This is a genomic window from Microcoleus sp. MON1_C1 (assembly GCF_036701945.1).
Classification (GTDB): domain Bacteria; phylum Cyanobacteriota; class Cyanobacteriia; order Cyanobacteriales; family Microcoleaceae; genus Microcoleus.
On the sequence record NZ_JAUBRO010000031.1, the window covers coordinates 63,537 to 88,037 of the forward strand.

Annotated in this window: 23 protein-coding genes; 11 read left to right on the forward strand and 12 right to left on the reverse strand. The window is 45.2% G+C overall.

Translation table 11 applies throughout. The features are described 5' to 3' along the window. Window positions 1-188: 188 nt before the first annotated feature. Entirely contained in the window at window positions 189-1,382 is a 1,194-nt protein-coding gene (locus QUA62_RS18390) for a glutathione S-transferase family protein (protein WP_333405791.1), read from the forward strand. Window positions 1,383-1,411: 29 nt separating this feature from the next. Further along, window positions 1,412-1,678, forward strand: a complete 267-nt coding sequence (locus QUA62_RS18395) for a hypothetical protein (RefSeq protein ID WP_333405792.1) — start codon at window positions 1,412-1,414, stop codon at window positions 1,676-1,678. Here the strand turns inward: QUA62_RS18395 and QUA62_RS18400 are convergent, their stop codons facing one another. Next, on the reverse strand, window positions 1,679-2,764 hold the full coding sequence (locus QUA62_RS18400; protein WP_333405793.1) for an ATP-binding protein: 1,086 nt from the start codon (window positions 2,762-2,764) through the stop codon (window positions 1,679-1,681). 2 nt (window positions 2,765-2,766) lie between these two features. Further along, on the reverse strand, window positions 2,767-2,982 hold the full coding sequence (locus QUA62_RS18405; protein ID WP_333405794.1) for a hypothetical protein: 216 nt from the start codon (window positions 2,980-2,982) through the stop codon (window positions 2,767-2,769). A 6-nt stretch (window positions 2,983-2,988) separates the two neighbouring features. On the opposite strand from QUA62_RS18405, the gene QUA62_RS29430 reads away from it, so the two are divergent. Then, the gene (locus tag QUA62_RS29430) at window positions 2,989-3,123 is read left to right on the forward strand and encodes an NACHT C-terminal alpha/beta 1 domain-containing protein (RefSeq protein ID WP_445301684.1); all 135 of its coding nucleotides are present in this window, start codon (window positions 2,989-2,991) and stop codon (window positions 3,121-3,123) included. A gap of 38 nt (window positions 3,124-3,161) precedes the next feature. Here QUA62_RS29430 and QUA62_RS18410 read toward each other — a convergent pair whose 3' ends face one another. From QUA62_RS18410 to QUA62_RS18420, 3 genes are all read right to left on the reverse strand, one after another. Then, complete coding sequence (locus QUA62_RS18410; protein ID WP_333405795.1) at window positions 3,162-3,803, reverse strand: RNA ligase family protein; 642 nt, start codon at window positions 3,801-3,803, stop codon at window positions 3,162-3,164. A 307-nt stretch (window positions 3,804-4,110) separates the two neighbouring features. Next, window positions 4,111-6,525, reverse strand: a complete 2,415-nt coding sequence (locus QUA62_RS18415; RefSeq protein ID WP_333405796.1) for an EF-hand domain-containing protein — start codon at window positions 6,523-6,525, stop codon at window positions 4,111-4,113. A gap of 661 nt (window positions 6,526-7,186) precedes the next feature. Next, the gene (locus QUA62_RS18420) at window positions 7,187-8,431 is read right to left on the reverse strand and encodes an HhoA/HhoB/HtrA family serine endopeptidase (protein ID WP_333405797.1); all 1,245 of its coding nucleotides are present in this window, start codon (window positions 8,429-8,431) and stop codon (window positions 7,187-7,189) included. A 178-nt stretch (window positions 8,432-8,609) separates the two neighbouring features. On the opposite strand from QUA62_RS18420, the gene QUA62_RS18425 reads away from it, so the two are divergent. The 4 genes from QUA62_RS18425 (at window position 8,610) to QUA62_RS18435 (ending at window position 10,475) form a co-directional block, all read left to right on the forward strand. After that, window positions 8,610-8,963: a metal-sensitive transcriptional regulator gene (locus tag QUA62_RS18425; RefSeq protein ID WP_333405799.1), complete on the forward strand. Its 354-nt coding sequence runs from the start codon at window positions 8,610-8,612 to the stop codon at window positions 8,961-8,963. Between the two features lie 298 nt (window positions 8,964-9,261). Next, window positions 9,262-9,447 carry an IS1 family transposase gene (locus tag QUA62_RS29435; protein ID WP_445301685.1) on the forward strand — a complete coding sequence of 62 codons (186 nt, stop codon included), beginning with the start codon at window positions 9,262-9,264 and terminating at the stop codon, window positions 9,445-9,447. Window positions 9,448-9,603: 156 nt separating this feature from the next. Further along, window positions 9,604-10,188 (forward strand): hypothetical protein, encoded by a 585-nt coding sequence (locus QUA62_RS18430; protein ID WP_333405801.1) that lies wholly within the window; start codon window positions 9,604-9,606, stop codon window positions 10,186-10,188. Between the two features lie 149 nt (window positions 10,189-10,337). Beyond that, window positions 10,338-10,475 carry a hypothetical protein gene (locus tag QUA62_RS18435; protein ID WP_333405803.1) on the forward strand — a complete coding sequence of 46 codons (138 nt, stop codon included), beginning with the start codon at window positions 10,338-10,340 and terminating at the stop codon, window positions 10,473-10,475. Between the two features lie 571 nt (window positions 10,476-11,046). Here the strand turns inward: QUA62_RS18435 and QUA62_RS18440 are convergent. Further along, window positions 11,047-11,484, reverse strand: a complete 438-nt coding sequence (locus tag QUA62_RS18440; protein WP_333216224.1) for a helix-turn-helix domain-containing protein — start codon at window positions 11,482-11,484, stop codon at window positions 11,047-11,049. Between the two features lie 1,082 nt (window positions 11,485-12,566). On the opposite strand from QUA62_RS18440, the gene QUA62_RS18445 reads away from it, so the two are divergent. From QUA62_RS18445 to QUA62_RS18460, 4 genes are all read left to right on the forward strand, one after another. Continuing rightward, a complete protein-coding gene (locus QUA62_RS18445) occupies window positions 12,567-13,211 on the forward strand; it encodes a pentapeptide repeat-containing protein (protein WP_190655462.1) in 645 nt (214 codons plus the stop codon). A 260-nt stretch (window positions 13,212-13,471) separates the two neighbouring features. After that, entirely contained in the window at window positions 13,472-14,248 is a 777-nt protein-coding gene (locus QUA62_RS18450) for a pentapeptide repeat-containing protein (RefSeq protein ID WP_333405805.1), read from the forward strand. 179 nt (window positions 14,249-14,427) lie between these two features. Then, a complete protein-coding gene (locus tag QUA62_RS18455; RefSeq protein ID WP_333405807.1) occupies window positions 14,428-15,576 on the forward strand; it encodes an AAA family ATPase in 1,149 nt (382 codons plus the stop codon). Further along, window positions 15,573-16,181 (forward strand): DUF4276 family protein, encoded by a 609-nt coding sequence (locus QUA62_RS18460; RefSeq protein WP_333099789.1) that lies wholly within the window; start codon window positions 15,573-15,575, stop codon window positions 16,179-16,181. Before QUA62_RS18455 ends, QUA62_RS18460 begins: the two co-directional genes overlap by 4 nt. Before the next feature lie 82 nt (window positions 16,182-16,263). On the opposite strand, the gene QUA62_RS18465 is transcribed toward QUA62_RS18460, so the two are convergent. The 6 genes from QUA62_RS18465 to pyrH form a co-directional block, all read right to left on the reverse strand. Then, window positions 16,264-19,269 (reverse strand): GAF domain-containing protein, encoded by a 3,006-nt coding sequence (locus QUA62_RS18465; protein WP_333405809.1) that lies wholly within the window; start codon window positions 19,267-19,269, stop codon window positions 16,264-16,266. A 367-nt stretch (window positions 19,270-19,636) separates the two neighbouring features. Next, window positions 19,637-20,089 (reverse strand): NADAR domain-containing protein, encoded by a 453-nt coding sequence (locus QUA62_RS18470; RefSeq protein WP_333405811.1) that lies wholly within the window; start codon window positions 20,087-20,089, stop codon window positions 19,637-19,639. Between the two features lie 78 nt (window positions 20,090-20,167). Beyond that, window positions 20,168-21,340 carry an RNA-guided endonuclease TnpB family protein gene (locus QUA62_RS18475; protein ID WP_333405813.1) on the reverse strand — a complete coding sequence of 391 codons (1,173 nt, stop codon included), beginning with the start codon at window positions 21,338-21,340 and terminating at the stop codon, window positions 20,168-20,170. Window positions 21,341-21,810: 470 nt separating this feature from the next. Beyond that, window positions 21,811-22,905 (reverse strand): geranylgeranyl reductase family protein, encoded by a 1,095-nt coding sequence (locus QUA62_RS18480; RefSeq protein ID WP_333405816.1) that lies wholly within the window; start codon window positions 22,903-22,905, stop codon window positions 21,811-21,813. A gap of 187 nt (window positions 22,906-23,092) precedes the next feature. Further along, the gene (gene frr, locus QUA62_RS18485) at window positions 23,093-23,641 is read right to left on the reverse strand and encodes a ribosome recycling factor (RefSeq protein ID WP_006632096.1); all 549 of its coding nucleotides are present in this window, start codon (window positions 23,639-23,641) and stop codon (window positions 23,093-23,095) included. After that, complete coding sequence (gene pyrH, locus QUA62_RS18490) at window positions 23,628-24,356, reverse strand: UMP kinase (protein WP_071884014.1); 729 nt, start codon at window positions 24,354-24,356, stop codon at window positions 23,628-23,630. The genes frr and pyrH overlap by 14 nt, the downstream gene beginning before the upstream one ends. Between the last annotated feature and the right edge of the window lie 145 nt (window positions 24,357-24,501).

Below are 24,501 nucleotides of genomic sequence, written 5' to 3' on the forward strand. Positions count from 1 at the left end.
AACTGATAACCAACTATCTTATTCAGGACTAAGACCAAAAAATAGTTGAATGCGCTATGGGTAGGGGTAAGGTGCGCGCACAGCGCACCCTACAGATAGAGTTTGTGCGTAAGTTCTATTATTGCCACGAAGCAGTCGCTGTCTTCAATTCTCCAATCTAAAATCTAAAATCTAAAATCTAAAATCGCATGACCCCTCTAAGCTGGACAGAATTAGAAGCCCTCACAGACTTTCAAATCGATCGCGTCAACGGGCCAACGAACGCCCAAGCCCGGTTGCGCCTGTTTGGTAAAACCGAATCGGATGTGCGAGTCATCCTCTACCGCGATAACCATGCTTGGTGTCCCTACTGCCAAAAAATCTGGCTGTGGCTGGAAGAAAAACAAATCCCCTACCGCATTGAGAAAGTTACTATGTTCTGCTATGGGGAAAAAGAAAGCTGGTACAAGCGCAAAGTGCCATCGGGAATGCTACCGGCGATCGAACTAGACGGCCGCATCATCACCGAAAGCGATGATATCTTAATCGCCCTCGAACGAGTCTATGGCCCCTTGGGTTTGGGCATGGAAAACCCCGCAGTAATACCCATGCGGCGGTTAGAGCGACTGCTGTTTAGAGCCTGGTGCTCTTGGCTGTGCTACCCAGCAAGTTCAGCCAAAGTAGAACAGCACAACCGCAACCAATTTATCAGCGTCGTCACCCAGGTAGAAAAGGCTCTCGGCAGCACCCCCGGGCCTTATTTCCTCGATGAATTTGGCACTGCGGATGTGATCTTTACGCCCTACGTCGAACGCATGAATGCCAGTCTTTACTACTACAAAGGCTACTCGATGCGGGAAGAAAACCCGCGCTTTGCGGACTGGTTTGCGGCGATGGAAACCCGCCCTACCTATCGCGGCACTCAAAGCGATTTTCACACCCACGTCCACGATTTACCACCTCAAATGGGCGGGTGTTATGAAAACGGCGAACCTCAGATGCTTCTCAATAAAGCCCGCGTGGATAATGGGCCTTGGGCTGGACTGCCGGATGTGATGTATCCAGAACCGGAAACCTGCCGCGCTGAAGCACTTCACCGCGTCATTAAGCACCAGCGCAACATCGTTCGAGTCAATCCTGCTGATGACAAGTTATTCGATGAGGCTTTGCGTTGTGCTTTAACTTTGATGATGACTGGCGAAGTTTGTACGCCGCCTGCTGGTTCTGATGCGGCTTTGCGGTATTTGCGCGATCGGGTGAATGTGCCGCGCGATATGTCGATCTACGCGGCCAAGCGATTGAGGGAAGCGTTGGAGGAAACGGCGACTTTGGTGGGTGATGGCCAAGGTTCTCCGATTCTGCTGAAGCATCGGCGAGATCAAGATCCGGCTAATTTTGTGTAGGGGGCGATCGGAATCAGACGGAATGGGCGTTGCTGCTGCTCTACTTCATCAGCTTGCTATCTGCTCGATCGATGAAACTAAAGGTTGATGTGATTTTTAATCCGGTTCTGTTTGAAGAGGAGGATACTGGGCTGGTGGAGTTGGCGATCGCTCTTGAAGATGAGGTTGTCTATATTTTTAATCCTCGTCAACAGAGATGGAATACTCACTTTGTTTGGAATGGTGTGGAAGCGATCGGGTTAAGGGCGATCGGCCGAGCAACGGTACAAGCCCTTGATTTGAAAAAGATTTTTTAATCATTTATTAATCTGTGCCAGTTTATATTTAGCTGTTGCTGCTGAATCAATCTGATCGGTAATTTCAGCCAAATAATATAGCTTATCGCAAATCTCACTTATAGACATTTGATGTTCTGAATTCAAAGTAAATTTTCCCGCAAAATATTGAATAAATTTTTCATCTACAAAGCCGTTTCTATGAGAATACAAATGCCTTATTTGAAGTATCTTCTCTATTTCATTTTGTTTTAATTCATTAAGAACACCCAAATCGCTTATTTGTTTATTTTCTTTGATAAAACCTTTTACACTACCTTTTTGCAACTTACCAAGTTTTTCTTTGGCACAATATTTGACAAATTCTTCCATGTCTGAACAATTTAAAACCTCTTCAAGAGTAACTTGCTGTTTAGATTTTAGTGTTGCCGGATTTGCAAGAAAAATCTCATACAACAAGTCCGACAAATATGTTTCAAAGTTATCCACAAAGGAGGAAAACAATATTCTTGTAAGTATTTTCCCTTCTTGATTGATTGTAGGCGTATTTGCATCTATTGGATAAAGCATCAGAGCAAGATCATCTATTATCTTTAAAATACTTTGATAGTGTTCAATCAACTTGCTCTTGGCATTTGTTGCCTTTTTTTTATATTCTTCAAGCTGCTGATTTATACTTGTAATTTTTAAATATCCGTTGAATTTTAATTGAGGTTCACTAGGATTTAAAAGTAGAACTTGAGCGCCAACTCTTTTATAAATTTTATCTTCTACAGCAACTAAACAATCAGATTTTTCAATTTTTATTGCATAAAGTTTTTTGCCATTATATACAACGTATTGGTAATATACCTGCGGTTGGTGTGAAAGAATATCTAATGCTTTATGAATAATTGTGTTGGCATGAAATTCTTCACTTAAACCGTTGATTTCGATATTTCCTTTCCGAGCCTCTGACACACCCAAAATGATGTATCCACCCTCAGCATTAGCAAATGAACTGATTAGTTTAGCAATGTTATTGGATGGTGGCAAAACCGCTTTATATTCAAGCGTAGAGCTTTCGGCCTGTCCAATTATTTGGGCTACTTCATTTGTAATATCCATGTTTAAACTCGAATCCTATTAATACCTGTCGTTTTAATAATGTTGCCTAGAGTTAAATGCCTTGGTTCATCAACCCCATTATCAATCCATAATTCTGCATTAGGATTATCTACAGTAGCTTTTTTAGAGGTATAGTAAATAATCACTGCTCGATTGTCCGACTGTCTTACAACAACTTCTACGAAGACGCGATCGCCACTACCCAAGATTTTAGCCAAACTTTTCTGGATGCCCTCACAGGCTTTGACGCTACAATCTGCCTCATCACCGATTCATCCTATCCCATCATTCCCACTTTCTCACCTCAAGACCCCCACCTGATCCAATCTATACTTACCTGGCTGCAACGCACCCTATGAGAAAACTAGCCGATAAAAGTTAGTCTTCAGATTTTATATTACTCCCAGTATTTTTCCCAATCATCCTTAAAAGCTTGCTGCAATCTCTGCATATACGCATCAGTCTTAATCTTCACCATCCACAGATTATTAGCATTGCGGCCTCCCTTGCACACAACACCTTCATCCACACCGTATTTCCCCTTGCGAAGATCCTCCATAAACTTGCCCGTCAGTTTGCCGCGATAAATCACTCGCGCAATATTTAATTTACCAAAATCATGAATAAACCGATCGGGAACAACCATACCGCCCTCGGTTTCCACATCAAAAAGCACCAGTTGTTTGCGATCGTCCTTTTTGTGCCTTCCCGCAAACGAGTTAGCACCAAAAAACTCTGTAAACACAGTAATTTCAGGGCAGTGATAGTGTTCGTTCTCTCGAAATATAGACTCTAAGGGACTAGCAAAGTCTCTTTTAAATATTTCCGGTGCTTCTTCTAAACCTGGATGTGCAGTATTAAATTCTGCAATTCCCATCTCATCCAAATCAAATCTACTGCGGCGCGTACCAAAAGCATACCAACCAAGTTCAACTTCCCAAACCCAATGCAAATTAGTGCCATCGTACTTCTCAAAAGCTACACATTGTTCGTTAGGGCAATTTTTACTATCGGGAATTTTGGGATAGGCAAGAAGCATGAGTCGTGCGATCGCTCCGCAACAAAAGAGACTATTCTCAGTTTATGCCATAACCGACGAAAGCATTTGCCATAAAACGATCGCGGTTTTTCCCGTACCGAACTCCTGGAGTATTGCTATCTATATCTTTGAAGGCGTAAAAAGTTAACTGATATCTTGCACCATTGTCAAGAACGGGCAAGATGCCCGTTCCACAAAGAATGAGTTTTCTTGTGGAACAGGCATCTTGCCTGTTCCTAAACAAGTAATTGAGAAGGGTGCAAGATGTGAGTTAAGCGGAAAAACTTAAGTTTTTACTTGCTGATATTCAAGTAGCCTCGACGAACACACCGCTGCGAGCAAACTCCTCTTCTTCAGGAGTGAAGACAGGAGCTTCATCCACAAGCTCAGGGTCAAAGTAGTATGTCTCTTGTAAGAATTGTCCCGTGACGATCGCCTCGTCCAACTCCTTGATGTAATCTTGGGCAACTAAGCATACCTCCTTGATGCCTTCCTCATCCCTCTTATCCAACAGCTTTTGCAATATAGCTCTCACCCCTGTCAGTCGTGCTGCGGGCTTGAGTATAGTGTAGAGGCGGTACATCCGATCGGTGGCAATGCTGATTTGTTTGAGGGCTTTGGCTCGTGCTAGCTCAGACTCAATGCTGGGCCAATAACGGGTGGTGTAGAATGCTTCCTCATCCTTTTGATACCACTCTTCCGATCGCGCAATTGATGAGGAGACAGTATTGTGCAACTTCCAGAAGAATAAGCGCAGGGAATCGCCATCTACTACGGTGGACAGCTTGGCCTCCATTGATACCTCAAAGCTATTGAGACGCGGGTCGCGCCCAAGCACCAGGTACTCCAGAGGGTACATTTCCACCTCTTTATTCTGCACGACGTAGGCGTTGAGGTGGTGGCGGCAGTAGGGGCAGGGATACATAGTGGCAAACAGGTTGAAGAATTCCTTGAAAATTGCCACCAGAGTTTTTTGCTGTTCGGGGGTCTTGGTAGAGACGATTTCAGCCGTAGTGTGGAAGAAACGCCACACCGCAGGGCCAATATAGTAAGGGAAGCTGACCCGCATTTGTGAATTCTTTACTTCAGTGCGATCGATATAAACATCGATAAACGCCACATATTGCGAGAGTTCGCCAGACTCGCGCCCACACTCTAAGCTTTCGCGCCGTTTCTGTATCCCATTGAGGTAGTGGTGCGTCAAGCGCCATGCCTGTTGAAGCATCAGTTGCTGTTTTGGAGCGCATTTGGCAAAGTTTTCTGCAACATCCGCCCCATAGCGCCCAAATTCCCCTGACGTTTTAGTCGCTTCGTACCACTCGTTTAAAGCTGCTTCATCAGGCACCGTGTTGAAGGGGATGTCTGCTGCGGTAATGACGCTGAAGGCAGCCAGCAACTTCGGCATAAAGTCTTCATACCAATATGCTACTGGCATCATCGCACCATCTATTTCCTCTAATGCCTCCGAGACGATGACGCGGTTCCACTTCTTCAGGTACTCCTTGGGATCTCCCTCGGATTTGGGTGGTGGCGCCATGTTCTCACTCAGCTCCAGGTTTCGCAGTCGGTTGAGTTCGTTGATTGCAAGCACACCCTCCGCGATGTCACGCAAGTTGAGACTATCCTTTTTGATCGTCATTGCCAACTCGACTGCCGCCCCAAACTTCTCCTTGGCCGTGGCCGACTTACCCCGCGCCTCCAACATGGCTTTTTCTTCTGCCAACATTTCAGGAGTTTTTTCTATGGTTTTCCAGTTCTTGATGCGATGCTCTAGTCGCGCATATTCATCTTCGAGCGATTTAACTACAGCATCCAGTAGAGGGTTGCACGCCGATTCTACTACACCTAATCCTTTATAAAGCGCGATCGCACTCCTGACAAATCGCACAAAATCAACGATTCTGTATGGCAAGTTTCTCACGCAAAGGTGAGTCTCGTGGTTGGCGGAAAAACTCTCGCGGAAGCTGCGGTAGGCTGCTCCCTGGATCAGACGAAACAAACCAATCTGCATCTCCAAGCGGGACGTACCGCGCTTCTTATCAGCTTGTGGGTGTTGGGCGAGTAGTTCTTTTAGCCGCGCTATTTCTCGATTGCAATCGGTGGGTGCTTCTTGTAGCTCTTGTAGATGAGGTTCAATAGTGGCAGAAGCTGGCTCGTTGACAGCAGTGGCTATACTTTCGATCGCAGCCACTGTACTATCTGAAATCTCGGTTGTCTGTGTACTGACAACGGGAATCGGCGAGTCTTGATCTCCTGTTGTGATATCTGACTCATCGGGTACGAGTGTGCAGAATTCCTCAAAGTCAATTAAGGCATTGCCGTCATGATCTGCCTCTTTGATAATCTCATCGAGCTCTGGCTCTGTCAGCCCAAACGGGCTCATCATATCCTGCATCTCGTTTTTAGTGATTTGACCGCTACCATCCTCATCAAATACACTAAATGACATTTTGAGACGACTGGGGCGATCGCCTTGTTCGGACACCATCAGCATTTTGAATTCCTCAAAATCGATACTGCCAGACTTGTCTACGTCCACTTCTTCGATCATTTCGCGCAGCTCGGTTTCGTTAGGACTCTGGCCTAGCGATCGCATCACTTGACCGAGTTCTTCTGATGAAATAGCACCGCTCCCGTCCGCGTCAAATACTTGGAACGCTTCCCATAACTTTGCCTCCTCTTCTTCAGTCATGGCTTTTTTTTCAATCTCCACAGATGTCATACTAAATTTTCCCTGATATTTTTTTTTTATGTCTATTAATTATGGCTAATATAAGTAGGTAAGCGCAAAAAAACAATTATATTTTGTAAGGTCTTGCCGGGGCTGGTTTAGCCTAGTATCTATACTAAGAGAGATGTTATTAGTGCAAAAGCTGGTCTACCCTGTAAGGTTTATTTAAACCAACTTACTTTAATTGCTAATAACTTACGCAACTGTTACAACCGATACTATAACTCTGCATACTTGCCAGATCGCAATGCTTGGGCGTTTTAGTTGGTGAATTAAATAGTTAGAAAGCCATCCGTATTTAAGTCAATCAATAGTTTTTATTGTTGACCTGGGGCAGTTGACTATGAGTGGATAAACTGAAAAGTGCGCTGCTATATCGAAAATACATATGGTTGCCACTTGACTCGACTTTGTAATTCCGATGAAGCGCGACTTTGAGGTGAAGTGGTTATAGTCCGATCGAATTGACTGAAGGGCGAGATCCTTCTGCATCAGGATTTGAGTTAAAAATAGACGCAATATTCGGTCATAGTTGAGTGAAGTTAAATCATCTATGATAGCAATCCTATTTCATTTGTGAACAATTTTTATGCCCAGCAGCCCGATCGAGTCGAGGAGGGGGTTTTAACGATTTCCCCCCTTCCCCTTCTAGTTAAAAATCTCTCAGTTGAGCAGTTTGAACCGGAACTTCTTTAATCTGGGCACCGCGGCGCACCTTCAGTTGCAGAATTTGACCGATTTTGCTGTTTTCCACCAAATTTTGCAACTGTTCGGGTTCAGTCACTGCCTCACCGTCAATTTGAACGATGACATCCCCCTTGCGAACCCCTGCTGCCTCAGCAGGCGTATTTGGCACAACTCGCATCACTAACACCCCTTGAACTTCCGGCACAATCAAAGGAGCATTGGGGTCCGAATTATTCTCTCTGGCCATTTCAGGAGTCAAAGCAATCATCTGAATCCCCAAAAACGGATGGCTGACTTGTTCTCCCTTGGCTAACTGCGCGTAGATGGCCTTGGCTTTGTCGATCGGAATCGCAAAGCCTATACCCATTGCATCGGCTCGAATCGCCGTGTTGATGCCAATCACTTCTCCTCTGCTGTTTAACAGCGGGCCGCCGGAATTGCCGGGATTGATGGCGGCGTCGGTTTGAATGAAATCGAGCCGCTTGTCGGGAATGCCGACGGCTGCACTGGAGCGTTTGAGGGTGCTGATAATGCCCAAGGTGACGGTGTTGTCAAATCCCAGGGGGTTGCCCACAGCGATCGCCCAATCTCCCACTTTCACCGCGTCGGAATCTCCCAAGGTGGCCGTCGGCAGGTTTAATTGCTTGGTATTAATTTTGACAACAGCCAAATCTGTTACTTCGTCAGTACCTTGGACTTCTCCTGGAAATGTCCTGCCGTCGTTTAAGGTGACAGTCACTCGATCGGCTTTGTCAACTACGTGAGCGTTGGTTAAAACAATCCCGCTTTTGTCAATGATGAAGCCGGAACCTTGACCGCGTAACCGTTCTTGTCTGGGCGTCAGGCTGCGTAAATCTTCTCCCAAAAATCTGCGGAAGAATGGGTCTTCCATTAAAGGATCGATGTTGCGGCTGACAGTGCGCTCGGTATCAATGCGGACAACTGCCGGCCCGACTCGATCGACTGCCGCCGTTACAAAACTGGCCGTATCCGCCGGGAGTTCCCCGCCCCGCAGCGCTAACTGTTGCGGATTCGGGGGGGTGGCGGGGGAACTCTGGAACTCTAAGTTGGGCGGATTTGTGCCATCAGCGGCGGCAGCGGGTGCAGCATTGATACCCAGCGCACTCAGGGCGATCGTCATTCCTAAAATTAGGGCGAACCAACGAGCACCGATTCGAGGTGTGGGGCGAAAAAACTTAAATAGTCGCATAGCGTCAATCTTTGTTAGTCTGGGTTAGTCTGGTAAACGTGTGCGATCGTGCGGACTCAATAATCTGCCGCTATGAAGATCCTAAATATATTTTGACAGTTACAATACATGAGTCAGGAGCCCGCACCAACTCAACATATTCAGAATTCTAACTTTTAAAAATTCCCTCGTAACCCCAATGATTCTATCTGATACTTCTACTGACAAATCCTTGCCCTCAACTTCCCACCACCATCACGACGATAAATCAGTCCACCCTCACCATCACGATGAAGAATCGATGCGGCGGCTGGTAAATCGCTTGTCTCGGATTGAAGGGCACGTCCGCGGCATTAAAACAATGGTCCAAGAAAACCGTCCCTGTCCCGAAGTTCTCGTGCAAGTTGCTGCGGTTCGAGGCGCCCTCGATCGCGTAGCGAGAATCATTCTTGATGAACATTTAACTGAGTGTATTGGCAGAGCCGCTAAAGAAGGCAATATCGATACGGAAATCGAAGAGTTGAAAGCGGCTTTGGATCGGTTTTTGCCTTAGCCGCTGCCAATTTTTACCGAAAATTTGGGTTGAAAGCCCCGCACTAAAAACGCGACATATGCCAAGGTTGCCCGAAGCGTGCAGGTAACACCCAAAAAAAGGGGAGGCGTGAGCGTTTCAATGCGATGAGTTATGGTCATTGGTAGAAAACAAAGACAACAAGCAGTGGGTTTTGTTGGCGCTTGATGCAGACAAAGAGCGAGATTGTTGGCATTTACATTGGCGCACGGGATGAAGCTGCAGCCCGCAAATTGTGGGAATCTTTGCCTCCGGTCTATCGCCAATTTCTGGGCAGCGTATGGAGCCGTTCTACGCCCGCTGTCCGACAGCAAAACCAGCTACCGAAGAGCGATTCAACAATACATTGAAGCAACGGGTGTCTCGGCTAGTCCGAAAAACCTTGTCCTTTTTAAAATCGTTGGAGAATCACATTGGTGCCATCTGGTATTTCATTCATCACTATAAGGCATCATTACTTGTGTAGCACTACCAATACTTGGTGAAGGGTTTTAAGTGTTTAGAAAGCTACGAGTTATAACTGGCATAACGAGCTGTTCCTTTTCCAAAGGACATTAATTAAGTTTTAAGCCTAATGTTGTTGGGAATATTTTATCGACTATCTTCTATCAAAGTGTAACCTGTGCTCAACTTACTTCTTCAAGTATGGGGAGGATTATTTTATCTTCTCAACAAAGTTTTTTTCTCAAGGGCGGAACGCAGTAAAAACAGTCAAGGCAAGCAAAAATCGCGTTTTTGGGCCTGGGCATTCTATCTCATTGGTGTACCAGCATGGGTCATAGTCCTGGTATCGGGACGCAACTGGATAGCCGCAGCTATCGAAACTGGGGGCGCTCCGGCTATGCTGGTTGGGCTGATTAACGCGCGGAGGGGTCAAGGGCACGCACCCCTATGGCTTGACCATTTTGCCAAACTAGCCTTAGCAATCGGTCTGGGATTGAGCTTGTATGACTTCGGAGGCCTCACCAGTCTCAGTCAGGTGCTGGAACTAGGAATGGCTTCTGGATTCCTAATGGGAACTTATCTGCTTTCCAAAGACAAGCCTCATGGATATTTCTGGCTGATGCTAGGGAATATTACTTGCGCCGGTCTTATGGGTATTCAGGGTCATTGGCTGCTTCTAGCCGAACAAACAATCTCCCTTGGATTCGTGTTTGACGCTTATTGGGTACAGCGGAGAAGACTTAAAGTCAGGTCAAATAATTGACCTACCTTTGAGGGCTTTTAATAACAGTAAGATTTGCCTCTGCTTGAGTTTCTTTATCTCCCACAAAAAGTTTGCTAAAAAATGATGCAATAGTTGTGCATTTTTTTACCTAACAGATGAGAGCGATCGCAAACAATGATTTGTGCTTGATGTCTAAAATCATTTCCAAATATTTTTTTAACGAAGAAACTGCTGAACCGGTTGGAGCAGCAAAACAGTACCTCTGGGCAAGAGGAATGCGCCTCGAAAGAGGGAAAGCATGGGGAGAAGACCCCCTCTACTCGTGACGATGCGCCGTGAGATAACAAGTGGACTTCGATGAACCATGAATTAGAATCTCCACGCATCGACGGCTTGAGAGTATTTCAAATCCATATAAACAAAACCTGCAAATTAGACAAAACTTGCAAGTTATGATTTCTGGGCCCTTTTTTAAGCATCTTTCACAAACAGGGAAAAAGCGTCAAATCTTCTCGCCCTCACCCCAATCGCCGCAACATCTAATTTACAGCAGATTGCAGGTTTATGAAGTACACCAGCCGCTCGATCAATCCCCGTAGAGACACGGGGCACGGCCGTGTCTAAAGCTGCTTCATAAACCAGGGATACGCTGTATAGCAATCCTTGCAGGAGTCGTAAATTTTTGACCCCACCCCAACCCTCCCCTTATCAAGGGGAGGGAGTAAGAAATTCACAAATGATTTAGGCTGGCTGTATATGCTTCGCAATTTATGATAGCGAGTTTTGTTAAAAAAGAATTAATCAGGTTTTTCGTGACGAAGGAACTCCTCAAAATCTTCAAAGGCTGACTGCAAACAATTAGATGACCAGTGATTAATCCGACATGGTATGAAATGTCTAGACTTTCGTCAGCTTGGCTTTTAGGTGGTATCTGACTGTTGCGTAAACCGCTTTATAGGAAGCTTCAATGCTGTATTCCTGCTGCAACCACTCTTGAATCTCTCCATAGCTTTTAAAGCCTTCCTGGGGGTTGCTGAGGCGCATTGCCAAACTAGCGCGAGCCAGAGGAGGAATGGCGGGCTTACGGCCGCCGCTGTGCTTTGTTTCGAGGAGTCCTTCGAGTCCGTCAGAGCGGTACTTTCTCAGCCACCGCTGCACTGTAATTCGATTGACCCCGATCGTCATTGCCAATTCTTTAACTGTCTTAACGTGACAAATTTTGAACAGGTAAAGTGCTTGAATTTTTTGAAAGCCGCTTGCTGTTTTTTGTTCAGTTAACAGGTTTTTTAGTTCTTCAGTTGTCTCTGTGATGCTAAGTTTACATACTCCAGCCATATCAATTACCTCACAATTCGCGTTCTACAGTACCTTTGTTTGACAATGGAGCAAAAGCTGCTCCTATCCTAAATGCTGACCTTTTGTTTGCCCTGAAGCTATACAAAAGCGTTCGTTCTCATTAAACTTTTTCCTTCCTGGAGGCACTCAGACGCTCAGAAACCGGATTATTTTAACCTGGAGCAAGGTTGCAACGATTTTTTTTAGTAAAAACCCGGTTTCTGGGTCAGCTTTGTATTTGATGGACAAGCGTCATTGCTAATACTGATAGCCGTTAACCGATCGACTGTAAGATTAGCGGCCATAGGTGACTCTTAAGGAATACCATTTATTCTCTTATTGTTAAACATCTATCATGGTTTTCCTGGTATTTATTGGTATTTTTTGCGAACGTACGGGCGATTTTTAGTCATTAGGTGCTAGCAAACAGGCGAATGTACACCAGCGATCGCATTTTTATACAGACATTCCCCTAGTCCCCGAAGTGCATTTTTGGCTTTCGCTGTGCGAAAAATCCTTAGATATCAGCACTCTCATCGGTCAGAGCGGGTAGCGCCGAGTGACGTTGCCACCGACTTTCTTGCCGCGGGCAAGTATCTGTGAAACTACTGACTTTATTGCCAATTGAGTAAAACACGGCGAGGGTGGCATTGTCAATTTTTCAGCATTACAGTATAAGTATCGGCTATTTTTGCCCGCCTGCTGTGATCGAAAGGGGGGTTTCTATGTGATCCTACTAACATGGCTGTGTGACCAAGATCACAGTTTTACTCAGTAAGCTCAACTAGCCACAAAAAGTTATGGGTTCGATCGGAGTTTCCACGTAGAATCTTTGGGATTTAGTTACCAAGTGCGAGCAAACTTGTTGTTAAAATTTTTAAATATTAATTTTTAACCAAAGGGAAAAGAGAATGCAGCTTTGTCCTTCACCCTCACCAAACCATCTAATTTATACTCAAACCTTGCAGATTGAGGGAAGTTTCAGGCTGGGTGTGAATATTTCAGAATCTAAAATAGCAGAACATCCGGTGCAACGAGCTTGCTGACAGTATTCTTCATTTAAAAGGTGTAGAGAAGCCACAATGAACGTTGACGAACTGCTCAAGCTATACGCAATAGGAGAAAGAAATTTTAGCGGGGTCTACCTGCACGAGGTCTACCTCTACGAAGCAGAATTGATTGGAGCCAATCTGTATGAAGCCGACCTGATTGGAGCCAATCTCAGCAAAGCGAAACTCAACAGAGTCAACTTTGGCAAAGCCAATTTGTGCAAAATTAATTTGAGGAGAGCAGACTTAGGTGGAGCTGACCTCACAGAAGCACTTTTAGTTGAAGCTAACCTGAATCGAGCTGAGTTGATGGGAGCGAACCTCAGCAAAGCAGACTTGAGCGGAGCGAACCTCATCCAAGCAACTTTAATTGGAGCCAACATATCTCGGGCCACACTCAGCCGTGCAGACTTGCACGGAGTAAATCTTTACGGGGTAAACTTGCGTAGGGCGGTGCTGACAGAATGCGATTTAATTGGCGCAAACTTGAGCAAAGTAGACCTTAGCGGAGCCGACTTAATGGGGGCGAGTCTAATTAGGGCAGACTTGACTGAAGCGATTTTAAGTGCGTCAGACTTAAGCGGAGCAAACCTGTTGGGAGCAAACCTTACAAAAGTTAACCTGAGCGGAGTATATCTTAAGGGTACAACGATGCCCGACGGCACGATTCACGACTAATTTATTTGTTAATTTTTATGGTTGCCGAGAACAGCGGCTAAAGGGTAATGAGTAATTCATTACCCTAATTTATTGGCAGCGAAATCTTTATTTGACACTAAGGTAAGGCCGAGAACTTCAATGTAGGGTGCTGATGGCGCGCAGAACTCCTACATACGGCGAGTCAAAAGATTTGTTGGGTGAACTTGTGTTATGGTGATTTTCAATTGCTTGGATAAAAGCTATTTTAGATTTAATATTTTGGATTTTGGACGGTCAAAATGAAACTCAGAATCCTCGCTGCGGCAACGCTGCTGAGCGCGATCGCCCCGATCGCTCCTGCACCCGCCGAGAACATCCAACACACGCAACAATTACTAGCCACCCGACAGTGCCCCAACTGCGACCTCAGCAGTGCAGGCTTGGTTTTAGCCAATTTAACAGGAGCCAATCTCAAAGGTGCTGACTTGAGGTTGGCTAACCTCAGTCGAGCCAACCTCACCGGGGCTGACCTCAGCGGTGCGAACCTCAGCGGCACTAGCCTGTTTGGCGTCAACCTGACAGGGGCGAACCTCACCGGTGCCAACCTCAGCGGTGCTGACTTGAGAAGTGCCTATCTCACGGACGCCAATTTGCTCAGCGCCAATTTAACTAACGCGCAACTGCTCGGAGTTAGAGGAATGCCAACCAATATCGGCACCGCTGAAGACTTCTACCGGTTGGGAGTGCTGGAAGCTCAAGCAGGAAACTACAGAAACGCCATTGATTATTACAATCAAGCGCTGAATCTGAAATCGGATTTAGCAGCCGTTTATTTTGCGCGCAGTATGTCTCGCGCTGACTTGGGAGACTTCGCCGGCGCGACTCAAGACGCCGATCGAGCAAACCAACTCTTTGCAGCTCAAGGAAATCCCCAAGGTCAGGATTTGTCAAAGCAGTTAGCCGAAGCCATTGTTGCACGTCAAAAGCCTACGGAACCCCGCACGGGCGGCGGTGGCAACTTTATGAGTCTTCTGGGCTCGATCGGTTCTGTGCTGGTGAAGCTAATCTTGCCTTAAAGACTTGTGAACGACCTCGGCCTGCTCCAACGACTTTTCATGCTGCGCCAACCCAAAGGATGCAGACCGTTTCATACACCCATCTGGCTTTACTAAACCTCTAAAGTATCTAAGGCAGATATACTTAGCCTAGTCTCAATATATGTGTCTAGGCTAGTTTCACTATTTAAGGACAGAATATGAATAGATTTGAAAATATATCAGTAAGGGGTTTTCGGCGTCTTCAAAATATTGAGCTTGAGATGAGAAATCTTATCGTCATGATTGGTGCAAACGGAGCAGGAAAAACTTCTTTTTTAGATGTTCTTTCAATACTAGCCGCTTCAGCAAGTGGAAATTTACAGAATTTATTGCAACTTAAAGGCGGCTTGAATGAAATTTTGACAAGAGGTAAATTACAAGAACTTGAAATTGAAATTTCAATGCAAGTGCCAAAGGAACAACCTTTGAAGTACAGCTTAACATTGTCACCTAAAGGTTTATCTTATGAAGTTAGAGACGAATCTTTAACACAGCAGAGAAATCCCCACAGAGCTGAACCATTCAAGTATATTGAATCACAAGGTTTGGATATTAAATATTCTCAAGAAGAAAGCAGAGGATTTGTGAGACCGAGTTGGGATCACAATCCTCTTGAAACATCCCTTTCTCAAGTTCCTAAAATGTATCGCGAACCAGAGAACCTGAGAAAGAGCCTTGCTTCTTGCACATATTATGGAGCACTGGATGTTTCAGAGAAAAGTCCAATTCGTCTACCTCAAGCAATGCGCCCTGCAAAGTTGCCTGGAGCAAGCGGTGAAAACCTGGTTTCCTGTCTTTATGACCTTCGGGAAACCGATCGAGACAGTTTTGAAATGGTTGAAAATATCATTTCTGCTGCCTTTCCAGATTTCGAGCGATTAAACTTTCCTCCGGTTGCCGCAGGAACTATGTCTATGACGTGGACAGATAGGAATTTTCCTCAGCCTTTCTATGTCCATGAGCTATCAGAAGGAACGCTGCGCTTCCTCTGGTTAGTTGCGCTCCTGCAAAGTCAAACTTTAACAACTATTACGTTGCTAGATGAACCAGAAGTTAGCCTACACCCGGAACTATTAAGACACTTAGTTTATCTAATGAGAGAAGCTTCAAAACACACTCAACTGATAGTTGCAACACACTCAGATCGACTCATCAGATTTCTTGATCCAAGCGAGGTTTTGGTCTGCGATTTGGAAGAAGGGGAGGCAAAAATGAGGTGGGGTGACACTTTTAACCTGGATAAATGGTTAGAAGATTACAGTCTTGACCAGGTTTGGGAAATGAATGTGATGGGTGGCCGTCCATGAGAATTGCTATTTTGGTTGAAGGTGCTACTGAAATGGCATTTAGAAAGAAGCTTCATGAGTTTCTGCAAAGTCGTTTAGAGCAAAAAATGCCCAGACTAGACTTTAAACCACAACATGGTGGAATTCCCAAGGAAGGGAAACTCAAGAAAATAGTTGAAACTCTCCTCGATAATGATGGCTATGATGCTGTAATTGCACTTACAGACGTTTATACCGGAAAGCCGGACTTTAAAGATGCCAATGATGCTAAAGAGAAAATGAGGACATGGGTAGGTAAAAACCCAAAATTCTATCCTCACACAGCATCACATGATTTTGAAGCATGGCTTCTTCCCTACTGGACAACTATCCAGAAGCTAGCGAAACACAACCTTTCTGCTCCTAGCGGTTCGCCTGAAACAGTGAATCATCAAAAGCCACCTTACTATTGGATTAAGGAGATTTTTAGCTCTGGAAAACGCGGAAAAGACTATAACAAAGTGATTGATGGAATGGCTATTTTGAAAAACAACGATCTGATGATTGCGATTCAAGCTTGTCCAGAGCTAAAAGCTTTTGTGAATCGAATTATCTCTCTCTGCGATGAAGAGAAAATAATTTCTTGACGTAAAACGCGATCGTTGTTAATTTCCCGAATTCTCAAAGAAGTCGGGTATCTGGGTGTGTTGTTTTTTTAGGTTGTTCTACCTAATTCAGCGGAATCTCGATCCAGAACTCTGTACCATGACCGGGTACAGAAACACACTTAAGTACGCCTTGGTGTTTCTCAACTACAATTTGGTAACTGATAGACAGTCCTAAACCCGTGCCCCGACCTACGGGTTTAGTAGTAAAAAACGGATTAAATATGTGAGAGATTAACTCTTGGGGGATGCCGTGACCATTGTCGGCAATGCAAATTCCTACCGTTTTTTCATCGATTAATTCAGTGCGAATCCGAATGCAAGGAGATGGGAAATCAGGAATCAAACACTCGGTGGTGGCATTTATATCTCCTGACTCGATAGGCAGTATTTGGGAGCTTAAATGTGTCGCCCCTGCACTTGCCGCTTTAAAGGGAAGATTCATAACTCGCTCTTTTTTTCCCATTTCTAGGGCGTCAAGGGCATTACCGATCAGATTCATAAATACCTGATTGAGCGAGCTGGCATAGCATTCTACTAAGGGCAAATTGCCGTATTCTTTAATTATTTCTACGGTGTTGTGATCGGAATTGGCTTTGATCCGGTGCTGCAAAATCAACAGGGTACTGTCGATGCCCTCGTGAATGTCAACGGCTTTTTTCTCGGCTTGATCGCTCCTGGAAAAATTACGCAAAGATACAACTAACTGGCGGATGCGCTCAACTCCGACTGTCATGGAACCCAAAATTTTTGGCAAATCTTCGGCAAGAAATTCGATGTCGATTGCTTCGGAACACTCGCTAATTTCTGGGTTGGGATTGGGGTAGTGCTGGCGGTAGAGTTCCACCAAGCAGAGCAAATCTTTGGTGTATTCGCTGGCGTGGGACAGATTGCCGTAGATAAAGTTAACGGGGTTATTGATTTCGTGCGCGACTCCGGCCAGGAGTTGTCCGAGACTGGACATTTTTTCGGTTTGAATCAGTTGGGCTTGGGTATTGTGCAGTTCTGTGACTGTTTTAGCTAGCTGTTCGGCTTTTAATCGCTCGGCCGTTGCTGCATTGAGACTTTCTTGATAAAGTTCTGCTTGGTGAATGGCGATCGCAGCTTGAGCCGCTAAATGTTGCACTAATTCCTGTTCTGCTGTTTGCCAAACTCTCGGCCCCGAACACTCATGGGCAATCAACAACCCCCACAATTGGGAATCTTTGCCTCTCATGGGTACAATTAAACTTCCTCTCACCTGCAACTCTTCCAAAAATTCGCGGTGGCAGGGTGTTAAATCCTCAGTATAAATATCATTAATTGCTCGCACCCGTCCGGCTCGATAAAAGCAGTCTGAGCCTTCGGGAAAGCATTCTTGTGGAGATGTGATACCTAAAATTGACCGCCACTGGCCGCAAACAGCTTCGACAACTACCTCGCCCTGTTTGTCTGCTGCAAATTGGTAGATTACCGTGCGATCGGTATCCAACAAAACTCTGACTTCTCGCACAATAGTTTGCAGTATGATTTTTAAATCTAAGGTGCTGCGAATCTGGTCTCTAACTCGCGTCAATACTTTGGCAAAGTCCAAGGATTGTTGCAATTGGGCGGTGCGTTCTTGAACTTGGCGCTCCAAGTTGGCATTCAGGGTCTGTACTTCTTTATAAAGAACGTACTGCCCAATTGCCGAACAAAATTGGCGGCCTATAGCTAAAGCTTGCTCAATTTCCTCGTACTTCCACTCGGGCGACTGACCTTTTTTTATTTCTCGCCAGAGTTCAAAGGATTGTCTGGGAAGGGTTTGTGCAGCGTTGCTGTCAAAGCGCCCCGCCCACATTTTTTCGGTATCTATTGCATTGCGAAAAATGGTCAAACAGCCGACTAATTGTTGTTTGTAGTGGAGGGGAATTACCAGCAAACCCCGAATTTTAGTAGATTGGAAACCGGGAACTAAAACTCTAAATAGAGGTTCTTTGTATAAGTCGGTAATTATCAAAACTGGAAATTGAGAATTAGTAAAAATTGATAATTTGGGAATTTCTTCGGTATTTTTGAATCCTTTGGTTAGCCATTCATGCCAGAGGGGATGAGCTTCGATCGCCTTAACTTTTTCCCAGTTGGGAAGTGTCGGTTGTTCTCCTGTGGTGAACAGTTCAAAGGTAGTATCGCGGTGGGCCGGGGCAATTGCCAATTCTCCTTCAATCTTGGGAGCGGATAACTTTTCACCGTTGATTTTCGGCTGGTTGAGATAGAGTCTGCCACCGCTGCCGCCCAAAGCGGTGACGGTGGCTTCTAAACCCTGTTGCAGTTGAATGTTGACGTGACCGTACAACAGGGCTGCTATGCGGCTCACGGTAGCTTCGCGGGCGGCTTGAGAGCGGGTTTGCTGGAGGAGAAGCGCGTGGGCTATAGCGCTAGACAATTGATCTGATACGAGCTGAACTACTTGTAAATCTGCTGGTGAAATATTGAGGGGCGCAGAGTGGTGAGACACTAAAAGTCCCCACAGTTCGATGTGAATTTTTTGATTATTTCCTGGCTCGTATCGAGTCAGACACGTTGCCGCCTCGCAGATATCTGTTTTGCTGTTTGGCGACGCGATCCTGCGGTGCAAAATCGGCACGACTAAGGAAAATTGCACTCCCATTGCCATCAGGTAAGCGGTGTGGCAAGGATCGAGCGCTCGGTAGTGCATCTCCTCCTTTACTAAAGGTTGACCGGTGTCTGCTGCATCGAGGGGACTCAGGACGATCGTCCCTGAGTTAACATCTATTATTGTCCGCTGGCGCAAAGCGACATACATCTCCCTGGCGCTCGCGGGAATGTCGTCTGCTGGAAAGTGCAGTCCTTTCAAGGAAGGGAGACGGTTGTTATTAATTGACTCAGCAACAACTTCTCCACTTCCGTCGGCACTAAACCTGTAAATCATAATGCGATCAGTTTTCAAAAAAGACCGCACTTCTGCTACCGTACTGGTTAAAATATCTTCTAATTCTAGAGATTGGCGGATACGTTCAGTTATCCGCCGTATCAAAACTTCTCTGTCTAGTTTATAATGTAATTCTTCCGTATTTTCTGTGAGTTGCATAAATCTCCTTTTGTACTTATACAATAATAAGAAGTTTTGATGTGCTGTTGGAACATTCAAACTCAAATATATTACCTGGAATTTTTGACTAAACCGATCTGTACAATTAATCGGTCGCGCACTTGTCAGAGACGACCGTGTATCGCCTCGGGTGGGCTGGGCTAAGTAAAATCTGAGATCGCGCCAGTTTAATCCTTGCCTTCAACAGGCAGAGCGACTTAAGCAAATAATTATTATTATTTTAATGCTCTTATAAATTTCTCGCAATCTTAAACTCTCACTATGAGAATTATTCATTGTTAGGATAACTTGACATTTGTTGTATAACTTCATATAATGATAATTAACGAAAGAATTTGAGTTTCTATCAGCCCGCAAGGCGCTGACTAATTTCTTGGCGCACGCTCATCAGAATTTTACCCAAATGATTTTGACCGGTTCGGTCGCAGCCACAGCCCCAGTAGTAATCCGTTGGCGAATCTTCGACAATCACTCGATCGCCTGTGGCGAGTAGAATCGCTTGAATGTCTGTATGAGCGAGAAACTTAGTTAAAACTGCTTCGCGCATAATAGGAATTTTCACGGCTTCCCAATCAGCGCGAATCCGGTGGTTGGGATCGCGACCTAATTTAGCGGCTTCTTGAGGAGTTGCTACGGCTTGAATCGCCGCCACTAATCTTTCATCAGCGCTGACAAATTTCTGGGCTTGATAGTAATGTTCCACAGTCAACCAATGTTGACCCTGCAGGCTAATGTCGTGTAGTGAAAAATTAGAAAAGCAGCCGTAAGGCTCCTCTACTTTATAAAAATAAATTATCATTAGATTTGAGATTTTATATTTTACAGGATGTAGGTAGAATTTGACATCCACCCCGGCGTGAACGCACGGGGATTCCATCTATTCAAGCAAATCAAAAATTGATAATTGCTTAAATTCTGGTGGGTTAGCGCTTCTTTGGGTGCTGCTATCCTGGGATAGTCTTATGCTTCCTCCACGCCCGTTTAAAGTCTCCGAAAGCCCTCCGGCGACTAAGATGTTAGTTGCAGCGTTAATATCCCTATCGTGAGACGTGCCACAGTTTAGGCAAATCCATTCTCGAATTGAGAGATCTAACTTCCCGATTTTAAACCCACAACAAGAGCAGGTTTTAGAAGTCGGCTCCCATCTATCAATGACTCGAAAATCTCTGCCATATTTTTCTGATTTAGCTTCTAGGAAAGTTCTCAATGTTCTCCAGCCTAAATCAGAAATTGCACGAGATAATTTGCGATTCTCGATCATTCCTGACACATTTAAATCTTCTAACACAATCGCTTGATTCTCACGAATGAGTTGAGTTGATAACTTGTGCAGGAAGTCTGTGCGAGTATCAGCTATTTTAGCGTGAAGTTTAGCTAACCGCTTTCTTGAATATTCATGTCGTTTAGAGCCTTGAGTTTTCCGAGACAAAGATTTAGATAATTTTCTCAGCTTCCTAATTCTTTTCTTTAGGGGTTTGGGAGCTTTTATTTTTTGTCCGTTACTCAGAGTTGCAAAGGTTGAAATCCCTAAGTCTATGCCAACTGAACTATCAGAAAATGGCAAGACTTCTGGTTGAACTTCCACGACAAAACTGAGGAAATATCGGTCACAACTGTCCTTGACGATTGTGACTGAATTGGGTTCTGATGGCAACTCTCTTGTCCAAACTACCTTAAGCTTCCCAATTTTCGCTAAATAAACCTTCTCACCTTTGATGGAAAACCCTAATTTAGTGAATCGGGCGGATTGTTGAGATTTCCGCTTTTTAAAACGAGGGGTCTTAACTTTTTGCCCTTTCCGTTTCCCTTTACAGGAATTGAAGAAGTTTTGGTATGCCTGCTCTAAATCGTTTAATGATTGTTGCAGAGGAACGGCTGAAACTTCTGACAACCATTTACGTTCCTCTAGTTTTTTGGATAGAGTGATGAATTGCTTTTGAAGTTCGGCGTTTTTCGGCTTCTTTCTGCCTCCAGTATATTCAGAAATGCAAAAAGCTAGGCTATCGTTCCATACTACTCTGACACACCCAAATAATTTGGCTAACGCCAATTTCTGAGAGGGTGTCGGATAGCATCGGTAGCGATATCTAGCTTTCATTTATTTTTGATATTTACTGTCTGTATCTTAACATGAAGTGGAATAAAAAGCCGTCCTAGAAGGACGGGGCTTTAAACCCAAAGTTTTCGGTAATTATTCAGGGTGTCCCTGAAGCGCCTTACCGCGTTAGAGTAACGTGTCAAACCACTTTTTTTTGCCTCCCGGGCTATTTGAGGTTTATTCTATAAGCAGCGCGCGGCTTGTATTAAAAAATCCTCGCATCGACTTTATTTAAAATAGCATTTACGCTTTTGAACCCAGTTTCTTGGAAAAAATCGGGTTGGGGAACGCAAAATCTAGGAATCAACAGGCTTTCTGAGGAATAGTGCGTAATTCCTATTTTTAAATTAACGAGTAAGAATTTGAAATCAAGAATGAGCAATGGGGATTTAAGAATATTTATTATTCCCCCTTCCTTCATTCTAAAACGGCATCAGCTTTTGAAAAGCGCGGTTAGCGATATCGGCATAAAGCAGTTCGCCACACAAAATTTTGCTCATCAACTGAGTAGTCCTCGGCAATTGGAGGCCCGCTCTATAAACAACTCCTGTAAACTCATAGAAGGCCCTGGCTAAGCGGCTGATCCAAACCATATCAGGGCCCCATTCTTGGGCGATCGATTCAGTGTACGACTCCTTAGCGTCCTCGGCATCTCCAAGAGTTCGATCGCTCGCTTTAGCGGCCTTAAAGCCACTAAAAATGGCAGGACGAATTCCCTCACCGGACAGGGGGTCGGCGAGACTGGCTGCGTCTCCTGCGAGCAGGGAATTTGGAGAGTGCAATTTGCGATCGCCCTCCCACAAACTCCTGGGGTGTTCCCGCCCGTTGCTGACACTAACATCCGCCCCGCACTTAGGTGCGTACTCTGCCAACATTTTTTTGATATCTTTTGGCTTGTGGTCACGCATCGCAGCAATACTCCAAGAGTAGCCGTCAGCTTTGGGAAAGCTCCAGATAAAACCTTTTTTTATAGTACCAAAATCGAAATTGACGGAATCGCCCTTGATTGAGCGAGTTTCTAAACTTGCGCTCAAACAGAGTGTTGGTTCTTTTAATCCCAGCCTCTTAGTCATCGGCCCGCCGGCACCGCTAGCACCAATCAAATAGCGGCCAGAAACAGGTTCTGAGTTTGTTTTAACTTCCCAAACATAATTTTTAAACTCAATTCCTTTAACTTGTGTAGAGTCTCTAAGTTCCGCACCAATTTTTTGAGCTTGTTTAATTAAAAAGTCGTCAAATACATCTTGCTGTACCATCCACATTGGGGAATTTATCTGAACCTGCACCAGATCTCCCATTTTCCATGTGTAGGTAATTTTGTTAGCTTTCATCGAAATAGCTGGCGTCAGGTCAAAATCGAGCCAGTGGGCGATCGCCCCAGAAACGCCGCCGCTGCAAGGCTTATTACGGGGCAAAGATGCTTTTTCTACTACCACAACAGAACGTCCCTGCTTGGCCAGGTGATAAGCTGCTGTGCTGCCTGCCGGGCCTGCACCGACCATAATGCAATCAAACATTTTGGGTAATGGGTAACTGGTAATGGGTGATTGGTCGTGGGGCAGGAGGAATTGGTAAGTTAATGAGTGTTAAATCTTGAGTTTTTAACTCACAACTCACAAATCATTAAGCATCTGCTCGTTGTTCGCGGCCGTATCTCCGCAATCTCAACACTATTCCTATTCCCCCTGCCCAATTTCCCATTCCCTAAACAGTCGTGATATCTTTCTCTTTCGCTGCCAGAACTTCTTCTATTTTGGCAATGTACTTGTCCGTCAGCTTTTGAATTTTATCTTGCAAGTCCCGGGATTCATCTTTAGAGATATCGCTGCTTTTTTCCTGCTTGCGAATCGAGTCAACGGCATCGCGGCGGATATTGCGAATTGCAACTTTACCTTCTTCAGCAAACTTACTGGCCATTTTGACAAATTCTTGGCGTCTGTCGCTCGTCAGCGGCGGAATGTTCAAGCGAATAACTGAACCGTCGTTGTTGGGAACGAGTCCTACATCCGACAGGGAAATTGCTTTTTCGATCGAGTTGAGCGCTGTGCGATCGAACGGTTGAATGGTGATCGTAGTCGCATCCGGGGTGCCGATGTTGGCAAGGGATTTGATCGGAGTTGGAGAGCCGTAGTAGTCTACCATGACTCGATCGAGGAGGGAGGCGTTGGCCCGTCCCGTCCGAATAGTATTAAAAGACCGTTGAGTAGCCTCAACTGCCTTTTGCATATGATCTTCTGCGTCAGCTAACTTCACAAAAACCTCCGACAAGAGTTCCAATCGATTCTCCCATTACAGCTCGGTAGATGTTGCCCGACACCGAGAGGTCAAATACCATAATAGGAATATTATTTTCTTTGCAAAGGGCGATCGCCGTACTGTCCATCACCCGCAAATCTTGATTCAAGACGTGGGCATAGGTGAGGGTTTGATACCTGCGCGCGTTGGGGTTGAGGTGGGGGTCGGAATCGTACACCCCATCTACCTTAGTAGCTTTAAAAATCACCTCTGCATCAATTTCAGCCGCCCGCAAAGCGGCTGTAGTATCAGTAGTAAAAAAAGGGTTGCCAGAACCGGCACCAAAAATCACTACTCGTTTTTTTTCTAAGTGTCGAATCGCCCGCCGCCGGATGTAGGGTTCAGCTACTTCTTGCATGGCGATCGCCGATTGCACCCTCGTTGGCACTCCTGCTTGTTCAAGGGCATCCTGCAAAGTGATAGCATTCATCACCGTAGCAATCATGCCCACATAATCAGCCGTTGCCCGATCCATCCCTGCCGAAGCCGCTTTCACCCCGCGAAAAATGTTGCCGCCACCGACAACAATCGCGATTTGAATCCCTTGGGACACGACTTTGGCCACTTCTTGGGCGATCGACTGAACGACTACCGGATCGATGCCGTAGCCCAAGCTGCCCATAAGCGCTTCACCGCTGAGCTTCAGCAAAACTCGCTGATATACCATCCCCATGCCGCCACTATTTTTTTACTCTTTTTGCCTCCACCATAAGATAGCAGTACGGGTGCATTTTGAACATCAATTGCCTGGAACAGCCTTTTGAACTTGTTCCAGAACACCTTGCTGAGAACCGTTGATTGCTGAGTGTTGACTGTGG